General features: G+C 70.6%; 10 protein-coding genes. 6 read left to right on the top strand and 4 right to left on the bottom strand.

Features of this window, described 5'->3' with window-relative positions:
- A complete protein-coding gene (gene mgtA, locus ACFY61_RS03845) occupies positions 1 to 2,757 on the bottom strand; it encodes a magnesium-translocating P-type ATPase (RefSeq protein WP_389466554.1) in 2,757 nt (918 codons plus the stop codon).
- A 449-nt stretch (positions 2,758 to 3,206) separates the two neighbouring features.
- On the opposite strand from mgtA, the gene ACFY61_RS03840 reads away from it, so the two are divergent.
- The 6 genes from ACFY61_RS03840 (at position 3,207) to ACFY61_RS03815 (ending at position 11,685) form a co-directional block, all read left to right on the top strand.
- Positions 3,207 to 4,424 (top strand): ROK family transcriptional regulator, encoded by a 1,218-nt coding sequence (locus tag ACFY61_RS03840; RefSeq protein ID WP_389466553.1) that lies wholly within the window; start codon positions 3,207 to 3,209, stop codon positions 4,422 to 4,424.
- 118 nt (positions 4,425 to 4,542) lie between these two features.
- On the top strand, positions 4,543 to 5,655 hold the full coding sequence (locus tag ACFY61_RS03835) for a sugar ABC transporter substrate-binding protein (protein WP_389466552.1): 1,113 nt from the start codon (positions 4,543 to 4,545) through the stop codon (positions 5,653 to 5,655).
- Positions 5,656 to 5,794: 139 nt separating this feature from the next.
- Entirely contained in the window at positions 5,795 to 6,583 is a 789-nt protein-coding gene (locus tag ACFY61_RS03830) for an ATP-binding cassette domain-containing protein (RefSeq protein WP_389466551.1), read from the top strand.
- Positions 6,580 to 7,878: a sugar ABC transporter permease gene (locus tag ACFY61_RS03825; RefSeq protein ID WP_389466550.1), complete on the top strand. Its 1,299-nt coding sequence runs from the start codon at positions 6,580 to 6,582 to the stop codon at positions 7,876 to 7,878. Before ACFY61_RS03830 ends, ACFY61_RS03825 begins: the two co-directional genes overlap by 4 nt.
- Positions 7,879 to 8,089: 211 nt before the next feature.
- On the top strand, positions 8,090 to 10,006 hold the full coding sequence (dxs, locus tag ACFY61_RS03820) for a 1-deoxy-D-xylulose-5-phosphate synthase (RefSeq protein WP_389466548.1): 1,917 nt from the start codon (positions 8,090 to 8,092) through the stop codon (positions 10,004 to 10,006).
- A gap of 137 nt (positions 10,007 to 10,143) precedes the next feature.
- Positions 10,144 to 11,685, top strand: coding sequence for an amino acid permease (locus ACFY61_RS03815; RefSeq protein WP_389466546.1), 1,542 nt, complete (start codon positions 10,144 to 10,146; stop codon positions 11,683 to 11,685).
- 64 nt (positions 11,686 to 11,749) lie between these two features.
- Here the strand turns inward: ACFY61_RS03815 and ACFY61_RS03810 are convergent, their stop codons facing one another.
- From ACFY61_RS03810 to ACFY61_RS03800, 3 genes are all read right to left on the bottom strand, one after another.
- Complete coding sequence (locus tag ACFY61_RS03810; protein WP_389466545.1) at positions 11,750 to 12,835, bottom strand: LCP family protein; 1,086 nt, start codon at positions 12,833 to 12,835, stop codon at positions 11,750 to 11,752.
- Between the two features lie 209 nt (positions 12,836 to 13,044).
- On the bottom strand, positions 13,045 to 15,174 hold the full coding sequence (locus ACFY61_RS03805) for a 3-hydroxyacyl-CoA dehydrogenase NAD-binding domain-containing protein (RefSeq protein ID WP_389466544.1): 2,130 nt from the start codon (positions 15,172 to 15,174) through the stop codon (positions 13,045 to 13,047).
- Positions 15,171 to 16,397, bottom strand: coding sequence for a thiolase family protein (locus tag ACFY61_RS03800; protein WP_389466543.1), 1,227 nt, complete (start codon positions 16,395 to 16,397; stop codon positions 15,171 to 15,173). The genes ACFY61_RS03805 and ACFY61_RS03800 overlap by 4 nt, the downstream gene beginning before the upstream one ends.
- Positions 16,398 to 16,732: the final 335 nt, after the last annotated feature.

Below are 16,732 nucleotides of genomic sequence, written 5' to 3'. Positions count from 1 at the left end.
CTACAGCCAGGTGCCGAAGCGGCGGACGTACCAGGTCTTCACGGCCTGCGTCAGGGCGCAGTACGCGAGGAGCACGCCGGCCAGCCACGGGAAATACGAGACCGGCAGCGGCACGAAGCCGAGGGCGGCCGCCAGCGGCGAGAACGGCAGCCACAGCCCGGTGAGCACGGCCGCCACCGTCGCCGCCATCACCGGCCAGGAGGCCCGGGACCCGATGAACGGCACCTTCCGCGTGCGGATCATGTGCACGACCAGGGTCTGGGAGAGCAGGCCCTCGACGAACCAGCCGGTCTGGAAGAGCGACTGCTCGGCGACGGTGTTCGCGGCGAACACGTGCCACATGATCACGAACATGGCGATGTCGAAGAGCGAGCTGATCGGCCCGATCGTCACCATGAACCGGCCGATGCCCCGGGCGTCCCAGTTCCGCGGCTCGCGCAGGTACTCCTCGTCCATCCGGTCCCACGGGGTGGCCAGCTGGGCGATGTCGTAGACCAGGTTCTGCACCAGCAGCATGATCGCGAGCATCGGCTGGAACGGGATGAACGCGCTCGCCACCAGCACCGAGAACACGTTGCCGAAGTTCGACGACGCGGTCATCTTCAGGTACTTGATCGTGTTGCCGAAGGTGGTCCGGCCCTGCACCACGCCCTGCTCCAGGACGGTCAGGTCCTTCTCCAGCAGGATGATGTCCGCGGACTCCTTGGCGATGTCCACCGCGGTGTCCACCGAGATGCCCACGTCGGCGTCCCGGAGCGCGGCGGCGTCGTTGATCCCGTCACCCAGGAAGCCCACCGTGTGCCCGCCGGCCCGGAGGGCCCGCACGATCCGTGCCTTCTGCACCGGGTTGACCTTGGCGAACACCGTCGTGCGGACGGCCAGCGCGCGCAGCTCCGCCTCGTCCAGCGCGTCCGTCTCGGGGCCGAGCACGACCTGCCCGACCTCGATGCCGACGTCCTGGCAGACCCGCGCCGCGACCAGGTCGTTGTCGCCGGTGACCACCTTGACCGCGATGCCCTTGGCGGCCAGGCCGCGCAGCGCGGCCGCCGCGGAGGCCTTCGGCGGGTCGAGGAAGGCCAGGAAGCCGACCAGGGTCAGGCGCTCCTCGTCCTCGACGGTGTACGTCCCGCGCGGCTCCTCCATGGTGCGGGTGGCGACGGCGAGTACCCGCAGGCCCTGCCGGCTGTGCTGCACGGCGGTCAGCGTGGCCCTCAGGCGCGCCGACTCGGTCAGCTCGACCCTGCGGCCGCCGTCGACCACGTGGGTGCACTGGTCGAGCACCTCCTCGACCGCCCCCTTGGTGATCATGACGTGCTCGGGGCGGCCGTCCCCGCCGTCCACGCCGTCGAGGTGGTTGCGGTTCAGGACCACGGACATCCGCCGCCGGACGAAGTCGAAGGGGATCTCGTCGACCATCGTGAACCGTGCGTCGACGACAACCTCCTCGGCCTCGTTCACGCGGTCGATGACCGCCTGGTCCATCAGGTTGCGCAGGCCGGTCTGGAAGTGCGCGTTGAGGTAGCCGTACTCCAGCACCTCGCCGTCGTCGTCTCCGCGCACGTCCAGGTAGCGGTCGAGGACGATGCGGTCCTCGGTGAGGGTGCCGGTCTTGTCGGTGCACAGGACGTCCATCGCGCCCAGGTTCTGGATGGCGTCGAGCCGCTTGACGACCACCTTGCGCCTGGACATGGCCACCGCGCCGCGGGCGAGGTTGGCCGAGACGACCATCGGCAGCATCTCCGGGGTCAGGCCCACCGCCACGGCGACGCCGAACAGGAACGCCTCGTCCCAGTCGCCCTTGGTCATGCCGTTGACGAGGAACACCACCGGCACCATCACCAGCATGAAGCGGATCAGCAGGAAGCTGACCCGGCGCACGCCGGTGTCGAAGTTGGTCTGCGGGCGCTCGCCCACCAGGGAGCCGGCCATGGAGCCGAAGTAGGTGTCCCCGCCGGTGGCGACGACCACTCCGGTGGCGGTGCCGGAGGTCACCGAGGTGCCCGTCAGCGCCAGGTTGCCGGCCTCCACGGGGTCGGTGGTCGCGCGCTGCCCCCCGTCGTCGGGCCCGGTGGTCCCTCCGGTGGGGCGAGGGGGAGTGTCGGCCTTGGCTACCGGCAGGGACTCGCCCGACAGTGCCGCCTGGCTGACCATCAGGTCCTTGGCGGTGAGCAGCCGCAGGTCGGCCGGGATCAGGTCGCCCGCCGCGAGCCTGACCACGTCGCCCGGCACCACCTGGGACATCGGCACCTCGGACGTTGCGGGCGCGGCGCCGGTCGTGGCGCGCCGCTGGACCGCGCAGGTGGTGGTGACGAGCTCCTTCAGGGCTTCGGCGGCCCGGCCGGAACGGTGTTCCTGCCAGAAGCGGAGCAGGCCGCTGACGGCCACCATGGTGGACAGGATGACCACACCCGGGTCGGCCGGGTCCTGCGCGTACATGACGGCGGCCAGGAAGACCAGGACCGCGATGAAGGGGTTGCAGAAGGCCTTGGCCAGCTGGACGGACCAGTGCGGGGTCCGCTCGCGGGCGACGGCGTTCGGGCCGTGCGCCTCCAGGCGGCGCGCGGCCTCGGCGTCGGTCAGGCCGTGCGGGGAGGTGTCGTGGTCCTGGAGGACCTTGACGGTGGGGCTCGCGCTGATGCCGGCGAGCCGCCCGGCGACGGCGCGGGTGCGGGCCTGGAGTTCGGCGGCCCGGCGCTCGCGCCGGGAGCGGCCCGGCGGTGCGAGCGGAGTGGGCGTACGGGGGGTGAGCATGGTCATGACGTGAACCTCCCTCTGGCGCGTCCGGGCAGCACGGAGCCGCGCGGTCACGCAGAGTGATCATGGATGCGCCGGGGCGGCCCGTTACGGTCGGCTCCCGCGGATCGGCATGGCTGTGTCGCAGGCCCGCGGGCATGCCGGAGCGCGTCCGGCCGCGTCAGGGCGTGCGGAAGGAAGGGAAAGGTGGAGCGGACGGCGTGCGGTCAGGATCGGCCGGCGGAGGCGCGGCGGGAACTTCGGTCGGGACTCATCCCGAACACCTCCTCGCGTCGCGCTGCCGTCTGGGGCGCCCGTCCGGCCGGGAAGGCCTCAGAAGGACGGCGCCTCAGCGACCGTAACACGAACCCGGACATTCCATCTCTCGTACTTCTGGCTGCTTCCTCTTGACGTCGGACATGGCAAACGCTCGACTTAGGGTTCACAAGTTGGAGAGATGGCAGGAGTGAGCAGTGGTCGAGACTCCGGGTTCGCAGTCGTCGTTGCACCGCGCGAACCTCGAACGGGTCGTACGGGCGGTACGGCTCGCCGGTTCGCTGACACAGGCGGAGATCGCCCGGACCACCGGACTCTCGGCGGCCACGGTCTCCAATATCGTCCGGGAGCTGAAGGACGGCGGGACCGTGGAGGTCACCCCGACCTCGGCCGGCGGGCGGCGGGCGAGGTCCGTCTCGCTCAGCGGGGACGCGGGCATCGTGATCGGCGTGGACTTCGGCCACACCCACCTGCGGGTGGCGGTCGGCAACCTGGCCCACCGGGTGCTGGCCGAGGAGGCCGAGCCGCTGGACGTGGACGCCTCCTGGACGGACGGGTTCGACCGGGCGGAAGTGCTGGTCGGGCGCCTGGTCGAGGAGATAGGCGTGGGCCGGGACAAGATCATCGGCGTGGGCCTGGGCGTGCCGGGCCCGATCGACGTGGAGTCCGGCACGCTGGGCTCGACCGCGATCCTGCCGGGCTGGGCCGGGATCAACCCGCGTGACGAGCTGTCCCGGCGCCTGGGCGTTCCGGTGTACGTGGACAACGACGCCAACCTCGGCGCCCTGGGCGAGCTGGTCTGGGGGAGCGGCCGCGGGGTCAAGGACCTGGCGTACATCAAGGTGGCCAGCGGCGTCGGCGCCGGCCTGGTCATCAACGGGCAGATCTACCGGGGCCCGGGTGGCACCGCGGGCGAGATCGGGCACATCACGCTGGACGAGTCCGGCCCGGTGTGCCGCTGCGGCAACCGCGGCTGCCTGGAGACCTTCGCCGCGGCCCGCTACGTGCTGCCGCTGCTCCAGGGCAGCCATGGCCCGGAGTTGACGATGGAACGGGTGGTCGAGCTGGCCCGGGACGGGGACCCCGGCTGCCGGCGCGTCATCACCGACGTGGGGCGGCACGTGGGCAGCGGCGTGGCCAGCCTGTGCAACCTCCTGAACCCGAGCCGGGTGGTGCTGGGCGGTTCCCTGGCCGAGGCGGGTGAACTCGTGCTGGCTCCCATCCGTGAATCCGTCGGGAGGTACGCGATCCCCAGCGCGGCCCGGCAGTTGTCCGTGCTGACGGGGTCGCTGGGCGGGCGGGCCGAGGTGCTGGGCGCGCTGGCCCTCGTCCTGAGCGAGATGGGTGATTCGACGCTTTTGCTCGGCCAGTTGGGCGCCGAGAGGGCTCCATCCGTGTTGTCTTCAGTTAGATAACGGATGGCACCGTTGTCATCTCGTTAAGGATTCACTCCTTGACGACAAACTTGCGGCCGGGGTTGACTCACATCCACCTCGGCCGCAGTGTTGCGGCCTCGTCAGGGAGGTTCAACCAATGAACTCGCGTATGCGTAGAGCCGCCGTAGCCGTCGCCGCCACCGCAATGGCCGCCTCGCTCGCCGCCTGTGGCAGCGCCAAGGAGGCCGGCGAGAAGCCGAAGGACTCCACGGCCGCCGCCGGAGACGCGATCAAGATCGGTCTGCTGCTTCCGGAGAACCAGACCGCGCGTTACGAGAAGTTCGACAAGCCGCTGATCGAGAAGAAGGTCGCCGAGCTCACCGGCGGCAAGGGCGAGGTCGTCTACGCCAACGCCAAGCAGGACGCCACGGCCCAGAACTCCCAGGTCGACACGATGATCACCAACAAGGTGAACGTCATCATCCTGGACGCGGTGGACGCCAAGGCCGTCGCCGGCGCCGTCAAGCGGGCCAAGGACGCCGGTATCCCGGTCGTCGCCTACGACCGCCTCGCCGAGGGCCCGATCGACGCCTACACCTCCTTCGACAACGAGGAGGTCGGCAAGGTCCAGGGCAAGGCCCTGCTGGAGGCGCTCGGCGACAAGGCCTCCTCCGGCCAGGTCGTCATGATGAACGGTTCGGTCACCGACCCGAACGCCGCGCTCTTCAAGAAGGGCGCGCACTCCGTGCTCGACGGCAAGGTGCAGGTCGGCAAGGAGTACGACACCGTCGAGTGGAAGCCCGAGAACGCCAACACCAACATGGCGGCGGCCATCTCGGCCCTCGGCAAGGACAAGATCGTCGGCGTGTACTCCGCCAACGACGGCATGGCCGGCGGCATCATCACCGCCCTCAAGGCCGCCGGCGTCTCCCCGCTGCCCCCCGTCACCGGCCAGGACGCCGAACTCGCGGGCGTGCAGCGCATCGTCGCCGGCGAGCAGTACATGAGCGTCTACAAGCCGTACGCGCCGGAGGCCGAGGCCGCCGCGAAGATGGCCGTCGCCCTCGCCAAGGGCGAGAAGCTCGACTCCGTCGCCACCTCCAAGGTGGACAGCGCCACCGCCAAGGGCGTCCCGTCCGTCCTGATCCCGGTCGTCTCGCTCACCAAGGCCAACATCAAGGACACCGTCGTCAAGGACGGCGTCTACACGGTCGACGAGATCTGCGCCGACAAGTACGCGGCCGCCTGCGCCGCCGCCGGCCTCAAGTAGCACGTCCGACCCGCCGCGGGCCCCCAGGGGCCCGCGCCCCCCTCGGCCGGCGCCCCGCCCCTCATACTCCCGCCATCCGCGGGGCGCCGGTGCAGAATCGTTAATGCAAGGCATCCCCGCCGGTCAGGCGGCGAAGGAGATGATTCACGTGTCCGCTGCGCCCGTGCTGGCGTTGCGAGGGGTCTCGAAGCGGTTCGGTGCCGTCCAGGCCCTCACCGACGTAGAACTCGAGATCCACTCAGGCGAGGTGGTCGCCCTCGTCGGCGACAACGGCGCCGGCAAGTCCACGCTGGTCAAGACGATCGCCGGCGTCCACCCCATCGATGACGGCGTCATCGAGTGGGAGGGCCGCCCGGTCTCGATCGGCAAGCCCCACGACGCCCAGAACCTCGGCATCGCCACCGTCTACCAGGACCTGGCGCTCTGCGACAACATCGATGTCGTCGGCAACCTCTTCCTGGGCCGCGAGCTCAAGCGCCGCGGCGTCCTCGACGAGGTGGAGATGGAGCGCCGCGCCCGCGAGCTGCTCACCACCCTCTCCATCCGCATCCCCAGCGTGCGGATCCCCATCGCCTCGCTCTCCGGCGGCCAGCGCCAGACCGTGGCGATCGCCCGCTCGATGCTCGGCGAGCCCAAGCTCGTCATCCTCGACGAGCCCACCGCCGCCCTCGGCGTGGAGCAGACCGCCCAGGTCCTCGACCTGGTCGAACGGCTGCGCGAGCGTGGCCACGCGGTCATCCTCATCAGCCACAACATGGCCGACGTCAAGGCCGTCGCCGACCGCGTCGCCGTCCTGCGGCTCGGCCGCAACAACGGCGTCTTCAAGGTCGCCGACACCTCGCAGGAAGAGATCATCTCCGCCATCACGGGCGCCACGGACAACGCCGTGACCCGCCGGGCGGCGCGCACCGGGGAGGCTCGCAAGTGAGCACCGAACACACGCCCGTCGGCTCCGAGGTGCCCGGTCCGGCCACCGTCGCGGACGAGATCCCCGTCGCCGCCGTACCCGCCGTCGACCCGCGGCTCCTGGTCCGCGAGGAGGGCCTGGCCGGCTACCTGCACGAGTTCAAGCGCAAGATGCGCGCCGGCGACCTGGGCTCCCTCCCGGTCGTCATCGGCCTGGCCGTCATCTGCGTGATCTTCCAGAGCCTGAACGCGAACTTCCTGTCCGCCGAGAACATCAACAACATCGCGGTCACGATGGTCGCCACCGGCATGATGGCCGTCGGCATCATCTTCGTGCTCCTGCTCGGCGAGATCGACCTGTCCGTCGGATCGGTGAGCGGCGTCTCCGGCGCGATCGTCGCCGTCCTCGCCGTCACCCACGGCATGAACGAATGGCTCGCCGTCCTCGTCGCCCTCGTCAGCGGCGCGCTGATCGGAGCCCTCCACGGCTTCTTCTTCGCCAAGATCGGCGCACCGGCCTTCGCCGTCACCCTTTCGGGCCTGCTGTTCTGGTCCGGTTTCATGCTCCAGCTGCTCGGCAGCAGCGGCACGATCAACCTCGACTCCGACGGGGTCGTCGGCAAGCTCACCACGTACTACTTCAGCGACGTGGCCGCGGCCTACGGGCTGGCCGTGGTCGCCGTGGGCGCGTACTTCGCGGGCTCCTTCCTGGACGCCAGGCGCCGCAGCGCCGCCGGGGTGCCCTCCCGGCCGCTGAGCGAGATCCTGCTGCGCAGCGGGCTGCTGGCCGTGATCGCCTTCGGCGCGGCCGCCGTCTTCAACCAGTACAAGGGCCTGCCGCTGGCGGTGCTGCTCTTCCTGGTCGTCCTGGTCGGTACCGACTTCCTGCTGCGCCGCACCGGCTTCGGCCGCAAGGTCTTCGCGCTCGGCGGCAGCGTCGAGGCCTCCCGCCGCGCGGGCATCAACGTGGCCGGCATCCGCATCGCGGTCTTCGCCATCGCCGGCACCTTCGCGGCCGTCGGCGGCCTGTTCTGGGCCTCCAAGATCGCGGCGGCGAACCAGAGCGCCGGCGCCGGCGACCTGCTGATGAACGTGATCGCGGCGGCCGTGATCGGCGGCACCAGCCTCTTCGGCGGCCGCGGCCGCACCTGGAACGCCCTCCTCGGTGTCATGGTCATCACGTCCATCCAGTACGGTCTCGCCCTGCAGGGCATCGCCACCCCGATCCAGTACATGATCACGGGCGCGGTCCTGCTGGCCACCGTGGTGATCGACTCGGTCACGCGCAAGACGCAGAAGACCGCGGGCCGCGCCTGACGCCCGGCCCTCCCGGTCCCATGTGCCCGGCTCCGCCACCCGGCGGGGCCGGGCACGTCCGTGCGGACGACCACCCGGACGAGGCGTGTGGACGGCCGGCCGGGGGCGCAGTCATGACAGGGACGTCACACACTCGGGACCGCCCGATGACGCACCGCTCCGGCGGAACATTAGACTCGGACGACCAGCAAGCAACTGCAAGGAGGCACGGGTGCTGCTGACCCGCATCAAGGGACCGCGCGATCTGGACCGGCTCAGCCCGGACCAGCTGAACCAGCTGGCGACGGAGATCAGGTCCTTCCTCGTCGACGCGGTCTCCAAGACCGGCGGGCACCTCGGCCCCAACCTCGGCGTCGTCGAACTGACCATCGCCCTGCACCGGGTCTTCGAGTCCCCGAAGGACAAGATCCTCTTCGACACCGGGCACCAGGCCTACGTGCACAAGCTGCTCACCGGCCGCCAGGACTTCACCGGCCTGCGCACCAAGGGCGGCCTCTCCGGCTACCCCTCGCGCGCCGAGTCCGACCACGATGTCATCGAGAACTCGCACGCCTCCACCGTGCTGGGCTGGGCCGACGGCTTCGCCAAGGCCAACCAGGTGCTCCGCCGCGAGGACCACCACGTCGCCGCCGTCATCGGCGACGGCGCCCTCACCGGCGGCATGGCCTGGGAGGCCCTCAACAACATCGCCGCCGCCAAGGACCGCCCGCTGGTCATCGTCGTCAACGACAACGAGCGCTCCTACGGGCCGACCATCGGCGGCCTCGCCGACCACCTGGCCACCCTGCGCACCACCGACGGCTACGAGCGCTTCCTGGCCCGCGGCAAGGACATCCTGGAGCGCACCCCGGTCGTCGGGAAGCCGCTGTACGAGACCCTGCACGGCGCCAAGAAGGGCCTGAAGGACTTCATCGCCCCCCAAGGCATGTTCGAGGACCTGGGCCTGAAGTACATCGGCCCCATCGACGGCCACGACATCGAGGCCCTGGAGTCCGCCCTCACCCGCGCCAAGCGGTTCAGCGGCCCGGTCATCGTCCACTGCCTCACCCAGAAGGGCCGCGGCTACACCCCGGCCCTGGAGCACGAGGCCGACCGCTTCCACGCCGTCGGCGTGATCCACCCGGACACCGGCCTGCCGGTCAAGACCGCCGCCGCCAGCTGGACCTCCGTCTTCGCCGACGAGATGGTCAGGATCGGCCACGAGCGCCCGGACGTCGTCGGCATCACCGCCGCCATGCTCCACCCGGTCGGCCTCAACAAGTTCGCCGAGGCCTTCCCGGACCGGATCTACGACGTCGGCATCGCCGAGCAGCACGGCGCCACCTCCGCCGCCGGCCTGGCCAGCGGCGGAGTCCACCCGGTCTTCGCCGTGTACGCCACCTTCCTCAACCGCGCCTTCGACCAGGTCCTCATGGACGTCGCCCTGCACAAGTGCGGGGTCACCTTCGTGCTCGACCGCGCGGGCGTCACCGGTGACGACGGCGCCTCCCACAACGGCATGTGGGACATGTCCATCCTCCAGGTGGTCCCGGGCCTGCGGCTCGCCGCCCCGCGCGACGCCGAGCAGCTCCGCGCCCAGCTGCGGGAGGCCGTCGAGGTCAAGGACGCCCCGACCGTGGTCCGCTTCTCCAAGGGCGTCGTCGGCCCGGCCGTCCCGGCCGTCGGCCGCATCGGCGGCATGGACCTGCTGCGCGAGCCCTCCCCCGAGGTCGACCGCCCCGACGTGCTCGTCGTCTCGGTCGGCGCGTTCGCCCCGATGTGCCTGGAGGTCGCCGACCTCCTCGACAAGCAGGGCATCTCCTCCACCGTGGTCGACCCGCGCTGGGTGAAGCCCGTGGACGAGGCGCTGGCCCCGCTCGCCGAGCGGCACCGCGTGGTCATCACCGTCGAGGACAACGGCCGCGCCGGCGGTGTCGGATCCGCCGTCTCGCAGGCCCTGCGGGACGCGGGCGTGGACGTGCCGCTGCGCGACTTCGGCATCCCGCAGAGGTTCCTCGACCACGCCCTCCGCAAGGAGATCCTGGCGGAGATCGGGCTGACCGCCCCGGACATCGCGCGGCAGGTCACGGGCCTGGTGGCGAAGCTGGACGGCCGCTACGAGGACGAGCCGGCGGCCACCGTGGACTGAGTCGCGGGCGCCGGCCGGAAGGCCGTCCTGTTGCAGGCTCCGGGCCGGGAGGATCATCCTTGAGTGGGTGATCCGCCCGGCCCGTTCGCGTGCCGGCGCCCCCTCACCGAGTGGGGGCCCCGTTCGGAGGTGTGCCCGTGCGTACGAGTCTGAACAGTCCCTTCCGTACGAAGTCGGTGGAGCAGTCCATCCGCGATACGGAAGAGCCCGAACACCAGTTGCGGAAGTCCCTGTCCGCCTGGGACCTCACGATCTTCGGCGTCGGCGTCATCATCGGCACCGGCATCTTCGTCCTCACGGGCATCGCGGCCCGCAACAACGCGGGACCCGCCACCGCCCTGTCCTTCGTGGCGGCGGGCGTGGTGTGCGCCCTCGCTGCCCTCTGCTACGCCGAGTTCGCGTCGACCGTCCCGGTCGCCGGGTCGGCCTACACCTTCAGCTACGCCTCCATCGGCGAGCTGCCCGCCTGGATCATCGGCTGGGACCTGGTGCTGGAGTTCGCCCTCGGCACCGCGGTGGTGGCGGTCGGCTGGTCCGGCTACGTGCGCCACCTGATGGAGACCAACCTGGGCTGGGAGATGCCCGTCGCGCTGTCCGGACCGGACGCCGGCGGCAGCTTCGACCTGCTGGCTTTCCTGCTGGTCCTGGCGCTGACCGCGGTGCTGGTCGTCGGCACCAAGCTCTCGGCCCGGATCACCGCGATCGTCGTCGCCATCAAGGTGACCGTGGTGCTCCTGGTGATCGTCGCGGGCCTGTTCTTCATCAAGGCCGACAACTACTCGCCGTTCGTCCCGCCGGCCCAGCCGCAGGCGGAGACGGTCAGCGGCTGGCACGCGCCGCTGGTCCAGCTGATGTTCGGCTACGAGCCCACCAACTTCGGTGTCATGGGCATCTTCACCGCGGCCGCGCTGGTGTTCTTCGCCTTCATCGGCTTCGACGTCGTGGCGACGGCCGCCGAGGAGACCAAGAACCCCCAGCGGGACATGCCGCGCGGCATCCTGGGCTCGCTGCTCATCTGCACCGTGCTCTACGTCGCGGTGACCCTGGTGGTCACCGGCATGCAGCACTACACGCAGATGTCGCCGACGGCCCCGCTCGCCGAGGCCTTCAAGTCGGTGGGCCAGCCGTTCTTCGCCGGCGCCATCAGTCTGGGTGCCGCCGTCGGCCTGATCACCGTCTCGATGATCCTGCTGCTCGGCCAGACCCGGGTGTTCTTCGCGATGAGCCGCGACGGCCTGCTGCCGCGCGTCTTCTCCGTCACCCACCCGAAGTACCGCACCCCGTACCGGGCGACCATCCTGCTCGGCGTGGCCATCGCCTTCCTGGCGGGGTTCACCAGCCTGGAGAAGCTCGCCGAACTGGTCAACATCGGCACCCTGTTCGCGTTCGTGGTGGTCGCGCTCGGCGTGATCATCCTGCGGCGCACCCGCCCGGACCTGCACCGCTCGTTCCGCACTCCGTGGGTGCCGGTGCTGCCGATCGTCTCGATCCTGGCCTCGCTGTGGCTGATGCTCAACCTGCCGGCCGACACCTGGCTCCGGTTCGGCATCTGGATGGCGATCGGGTTCGTCGTCTACTTCCTCTACAGCCGAGGGCACAGCCGGCTGGGCAAGGGCCTGGAACGGACGGAGGCCGGAGTGCCGAAGGCCCCGCCCCAGCCGCCCGCTCCGGGCGTCTGAGGCAGGGCCTTGGCGAAGGATCCGCACGTCCGACCGGCGCGGTCGCCGGCCGGGGGAGCTCCCGTCAGGAGCCGCCCTTGGCCGGCGACTTCTTCGCCGAGGCCGGGATCGCGGTGTCGTTGCGCAGCGCCTCCCAGAGCTGGGTGGACTGCGGCTCGGCGGCCACCACCCGGTTCGGGTCGGTCTTGTCGTACGCCACGGGGAGCATGATGGTCTCCATCGTCGCCGGGTCCACGCCCTTCATGCTCTGCGCGAAGTCCGCGAGCGAGGTGAGGGAGGCCAGCTCGGAGTCGGTGGTGAGGGACTTGGTGCCGGCGTCGGCCAGCTTGTACAGGCGGGCCGGGTTGCCGAAGGCGTCCTGCTTCTTGATCTCGGAGAGCATGGCCATCATGAACTGCTGCTGGAGACCGATGCGTCCGAGGTCGCTGCCGTCGCCGTAGCCGTAGCGGGTCCGGACGAACTTCAGCGAGTCCTCGCCGTTCAGGCGGTGCTCGCCGGCGTCCAGCTGGAGGCCGCCCTTGGAACCGTTGATCGGCTGGTCCAGCTTGACGGTGACCCCGCCGAGCGCGTCGACCAGGCCCTTGAAGCCGGCGAAGTCGACCTGGACGAAGTGGTCGACGCGGACGCCGGACAGCTTCTCCACGGTCTTGACCACGCAGGCCGGGCCGCCGACGCCGAGAACGCCGTTGATCATGGCGCGCTTCTGGCCGGGGACGGTCTTGCCGTCACCGTCCTTGCAGTCGGGCCGGGTGATGAGCGTGTCGCGCGGGATGCTGACCGCGGTGGCCTTGGCCCGGCCCTCGGGTATGTGCACCAGCATGGTGGTGTCGGAGCGGGCGCCGCTCACGTTGCCGTGGTCGAGGTCGCCGTTGGCGCCGGCCCGTGAGTCGGAGCCGATGACCAGGACGTTCCGGGCGCCGGTGGCCACCTTCTCCGGGCGGTCGTCGCCGATCGCCTGGTCCAGGTCGACGCTGTCGATGTTGCCGTTGAGGTGGCTGTACATCCACCAGCCGGCGCCGGCGCCGCCGAGCACGAGCAGGGCGACCACCAGACCGAAGATCTTCAGAGCGCGACGGCCGCGGGACCTGGTCCGGCGTACCCCCCGCCCTCCGGTCTTCCGACGGCTGCGTACGGCGGTCTCTTGGGTCATACTGCTCGAATCCTCGGGGCCCTGGGTCGGATGGCAGCCGGCACGACCGGCCGAATGCCGCTGAACTATAGGCAGATTTTCGCCTCGAACGGGAGATCGGCCGTCTCGCCGGGTGGTCAACGTCACACGCCGCAAAGGCGCGTGGCCGGTGCCGCACCACCCACGGGGGCGGTGCGGCACCGGCCTTCACGGCTGCGGAGCCGTCCGGATCAGACCGGGACGCTCGCCAGACCGGGGGCGAGGAACTTCTTGCCGTTCACCCGCTCCGAGACGCCCTCACGGTCCAGGTACGGGGTGATGCCGCCCAGGTGGAACGGCCAGCCCGCGCCGGTGATGAGGCAGAGGTCGATGTCCTGGGCCTCGGCCACGACACCCTCCTCCAGCATCAGACCGATCTCCTGCGCCACCGCGTCCAGGACGCGGGCCCGCACCTGCTCCTCGGTCAGGACGGTGTCGCCCTGCTTCAGGAGGGCGGCGACCTCCGGGTCCAGCTCCGGCTTGCCGGAGTCGTAGACGTAGAAGCCGCGCTTGCCGGCCTCGACGACCGCCTTCAGGTTGGGGGAGACCGTGAAGCGCTCCGGGAAGGCGCGGTTCAGGGTCTCGGAGACGTGCAGACCGATGGCCGGGCCGACCAGCTCCAGCAGCACCAGCGGGGACATCGGCAGGCCGAGCGGCTCGATCGCCTTCTCCGCCGTGACCACCGGGGTGCCCTCGTCGATGACGTTCTGGATCTCGCCCATGAAGCGGGTCAGGATGCGGTTCACGACGAACGCCGGGGCGTCCTTGGTGAGGACCGCGGTCTTCTTCAGCTTCTTGGCGACACCGAACGCGGTGGCCAGCGAGGCGTCGTCGGTCTTCTCGCCGCGGACGATCTCCAGCAGCGGGAGGATCGCGACCGGGTTGAAGAAGTGGAAGCCGACCACGCGCTCCGGGTGCTGGAGCTTGGAGGCCATCTCCGACACCGACAGCGAGGAGGTGTTGGTGGCGAGGATCGCGTGCGCCGGGGCGACCGCCTCGACCTCCGCGAACACCTTCTGCTTGACCGACATCTCCTCGAACACGGCCTCGATGATGAAGTCCGCGTCCGCGAAGCCCTCGGCCTTGTCCAGGACGCCGGTCACCAGGGCCTTGAGGCGGTTGGCCTTGTCCTGGTTGATCCGGCCCTTGCCGAGCAGCTTCTCGATCTCGGCGTGGACGTAGCCCACGCCCTTGTCCACGCGCTCCTGGTCGATGTCGGTGAGGACCACCGGCACCTCCAGGCGGCGCAGGAACAGCAGCGCCAGCTGCGAGGCCATCAGGCCCGCGCCGACCACGCCGACCTTGGTGACCGGGCGCGCCAGGTTCTTGTCCGGGGCGCCGGCCGGGCGCTTGGCGCGCTTCTGGACCAGGTTGAACGCGTAGATGCCGGAGCGCAGTTCGCCGCCCATGATGAGGTCGGCCAGGGCCTGGTCCTCGGCGTCGAAGCCGGCCTGCAGGTCACCGTCCTTGGCGGCGGCGATGATGTCCAGGGCGCGGTAGGCGGCCGGGGCCGCGCCGTGCACCTTGGAGTCGGCGACGAACCGGCCCTTGGCGACGGCCGCGTCCCAGGCCTCGCCGCGGTCGACCTCCGCGCGGACGACCTCGGTCTCGCCCTTGAGGACCTTGGCGGTCCACAGCAGGGACTGCTCCAGGAAGTCGGCGCCCTCGAAGATCGCGTCGGCGATGCCGAGCTCGAAGACCTGCTTGCCGCGCAGCTGCTTGTTCTGGTTGAGCGAGTTCTCGATGATCACCGAGACCGCGCGCTCGGCGCCGATCAGGTTCGGCAGGATGGCGCAGCCGCCCCAGCCGGGGACCAGGCCGAGGAAGACCTCGGGCAGCGAGAACGCCGGGATGGCCTTGGAGACGGTGCGGTAGGTGCAGTGCAGACCGACCTCGACACCGCCGCCCATCGCCGCGCCGTTGTAGTACGCGAAGGTCGGCACGGCCAGCGCGGACAGGCGCTTGAAGACGTCGTGGCCGCCCTTGCCGATGGCCAGGGCCTCCTCGTGCTTCTTCAGCAGCTCGACGCCCTTGAGGTCGGCGCCGACCGCGAAGATGAACGGCTTGCCGGTCAGGCCGACGCCGACGATCGAGCCGTCCGCGGCCTCCTGCTCGACCTGGTCGATCGCCGCGTTCAGGTTGGCGAGGGACTGCGGGCCGAAGGTGGTCGGCTTGGTGTGGTCGAAGCCGTTGTCCAGCGTGATCAGCGCGAAGCGCCCGGCGCCGAACGGCAGGTCGAGGTGGCGCACGTGCGCCTGGGTCACGACCTCGTCGGGGAACAGCTCGGCCGCGCCCTTGAGAAGCTCAGCGGTGGTGCTCACTTGTCGCCTCCGGCGTCCTTGTGGTGCGGGTTCTCCCAGATGACCGTGGCGCCCATGCCGAAGCCGACGCACATGGTGGTCAGGCCGTAACGGACGTGCGGCTGCTCCTCGAACTGGCGGGCCAGCTGCGTCATCAGGCGGACGCCGGAGGAGGCCAGCGGGTGGCCGAACGCGATGGCGCCGCCGTACTGGTTGACGCGGGCGTCGTCGTCGGCGATGCCGTAGTGCTCCAGGAAGGCGAGGACCTGGACGGCGAAGGCCTCGTTGATCTCGAACAGGCCGATGTCCTCGATGGACAGGCCGGCCTGGGCGAGGGCCTTCTCGGTGGCCGGGATCGGGCCGTAGCCCATCACCTCGGGCTCGACGCCGGCGAAGGCGTACGAGACCAGGCGCATCTTGACCGGCAGGCCGTTCTCGCGGGCGAAGTCCTCGGACGCGATCAGCGCGGCGGTGGCGCCGTCGTTGAGGCCCGCGGCGTTGCCGGCGGTGACGCGGCCGTGGACGCGGAAGGGCGTCTTCAGGCCGGTCAGGTTCTCGATCGTGGTCCCCGGACGCATCGGCTCGTCGGCGGTGACCAGGCCCCAGCCGGTCTCGCCGGCGTCCGGGTTGGTGCGGCGGACGGAGATCGGCACCAGGTCGGGCTGGATCTTGTTGTCCGCGTACGCCTTGGCGGCCTTCTCCTGCGAGCGCACGGCGTACTCGTCGGCGCGCTGCTTGGTGATGGCCGGGTAGCGGTCGTGCAGGTTCTCGGCGGTCATGCCCATGAAGAGGGCGGACTCGTCGACGAGCTTCTCGCTCACGAACCGCGGGTTCGGGTCCACGCCCTCGCCCATGGGGTGGCGGCCCATGTGCTCGACACCGCCGGCGACGGCGACGTCGTACGCACCGAAGGCCACGCCGCCGGCGACGGCGGTGACGGCGGTCAGCGCGCCCGCGCACATGCGGTCGATGGAGTAGCCGGGCACGGACTGCGGCAGCCCGGCCAGGATGCCCGCCGTCCGGCCCAGGGTCAGGCCCTGGTCGCCGATCTGCGTGGTGGCGGCGATCGCGACCTCGTCGATCTTCTTCGGGTCGAGGTCCGGGTTGCGGCGCAGCAGCTCCCGGATCGCCTTCACGACGAGGTCGTCGGCGCGGGTCTCGTGGTAGATGCCCTTCGGGCCCGCCTTGCCGAACGGGGTGCGGACGCCGTCGACGAAGACGACGTCCCTGACGGTACGAGGCACGTTGGCTCTCCTCCAGGTGCGGGATGGCACTGCTGCGCGGCGAGGCGGCCCAGACTCCTGAGCGCTCGCTCACCCGTCATGCTACTTGCGGGTAACTGATGTGCACACCCCCGGCCCGAACAGCGGCGAAGGTCACACCGCCGGCGCCCCCGTGGAGCCGGCTCGCGGGGTCGGACCCGGCCGGGCCGAGCCGGCCCGAGCGGCGTTTGAGGGGGCGGGGGTGCCGTGGGGCGCATGGCGAGCCGGGGGCGGGCTCGCAGCCCGAGCGGCGTTCGAGCGGGGTCGGGCGGAGCCGTTGCCGCGCGGGTAGCGCTTCGCTGGGGCATACGGGGCTC

It is taken from the genome of Streptomyces sp. NPDC012888 (genome assembly GCF_042900645.1).
GTDB lineage: Bacteria > Actinomycetota > Actinomycetes > Streptomycetales > Streptomycetaceae > Streptomyces.
The sequence above is the reverse complement of the archived record's forward strand: the minus strand, read 5'-3'. Positions and strand labels throughout refer to the sequence as shown.

Coding starts and splice junctions, on each gene's coding strand:
- ACFY61_RS03830 (WP_389466551.1), top strand. CDS start 5,795: ATGATTCACGTGTCCGCTGCGCCCGTGCTGGCGTTGCGAGGGGTCTCG.
- mgtA (WP_389466554.1), bottom strand. CDS start 2,757: ATGACCATGCTCACCCCCCGTACGCCCACTCCGCTCGCACCGCCGGGC.
- ACFY61_RS03835 (WP_389466552.1), top strand. CDS start 4,543: ATGAACTCGCGTATGCGTAGAGCCGCCGTAGCCGTCGCCGCCACCGCA.
- ACFY61_RS03810 (WP_389466545.1), bottom strand. CDS start 12,835: ATGACCCAAGAGACCGCCGTACGCAGCCGTCGGAAGACCGGAGGGCGG.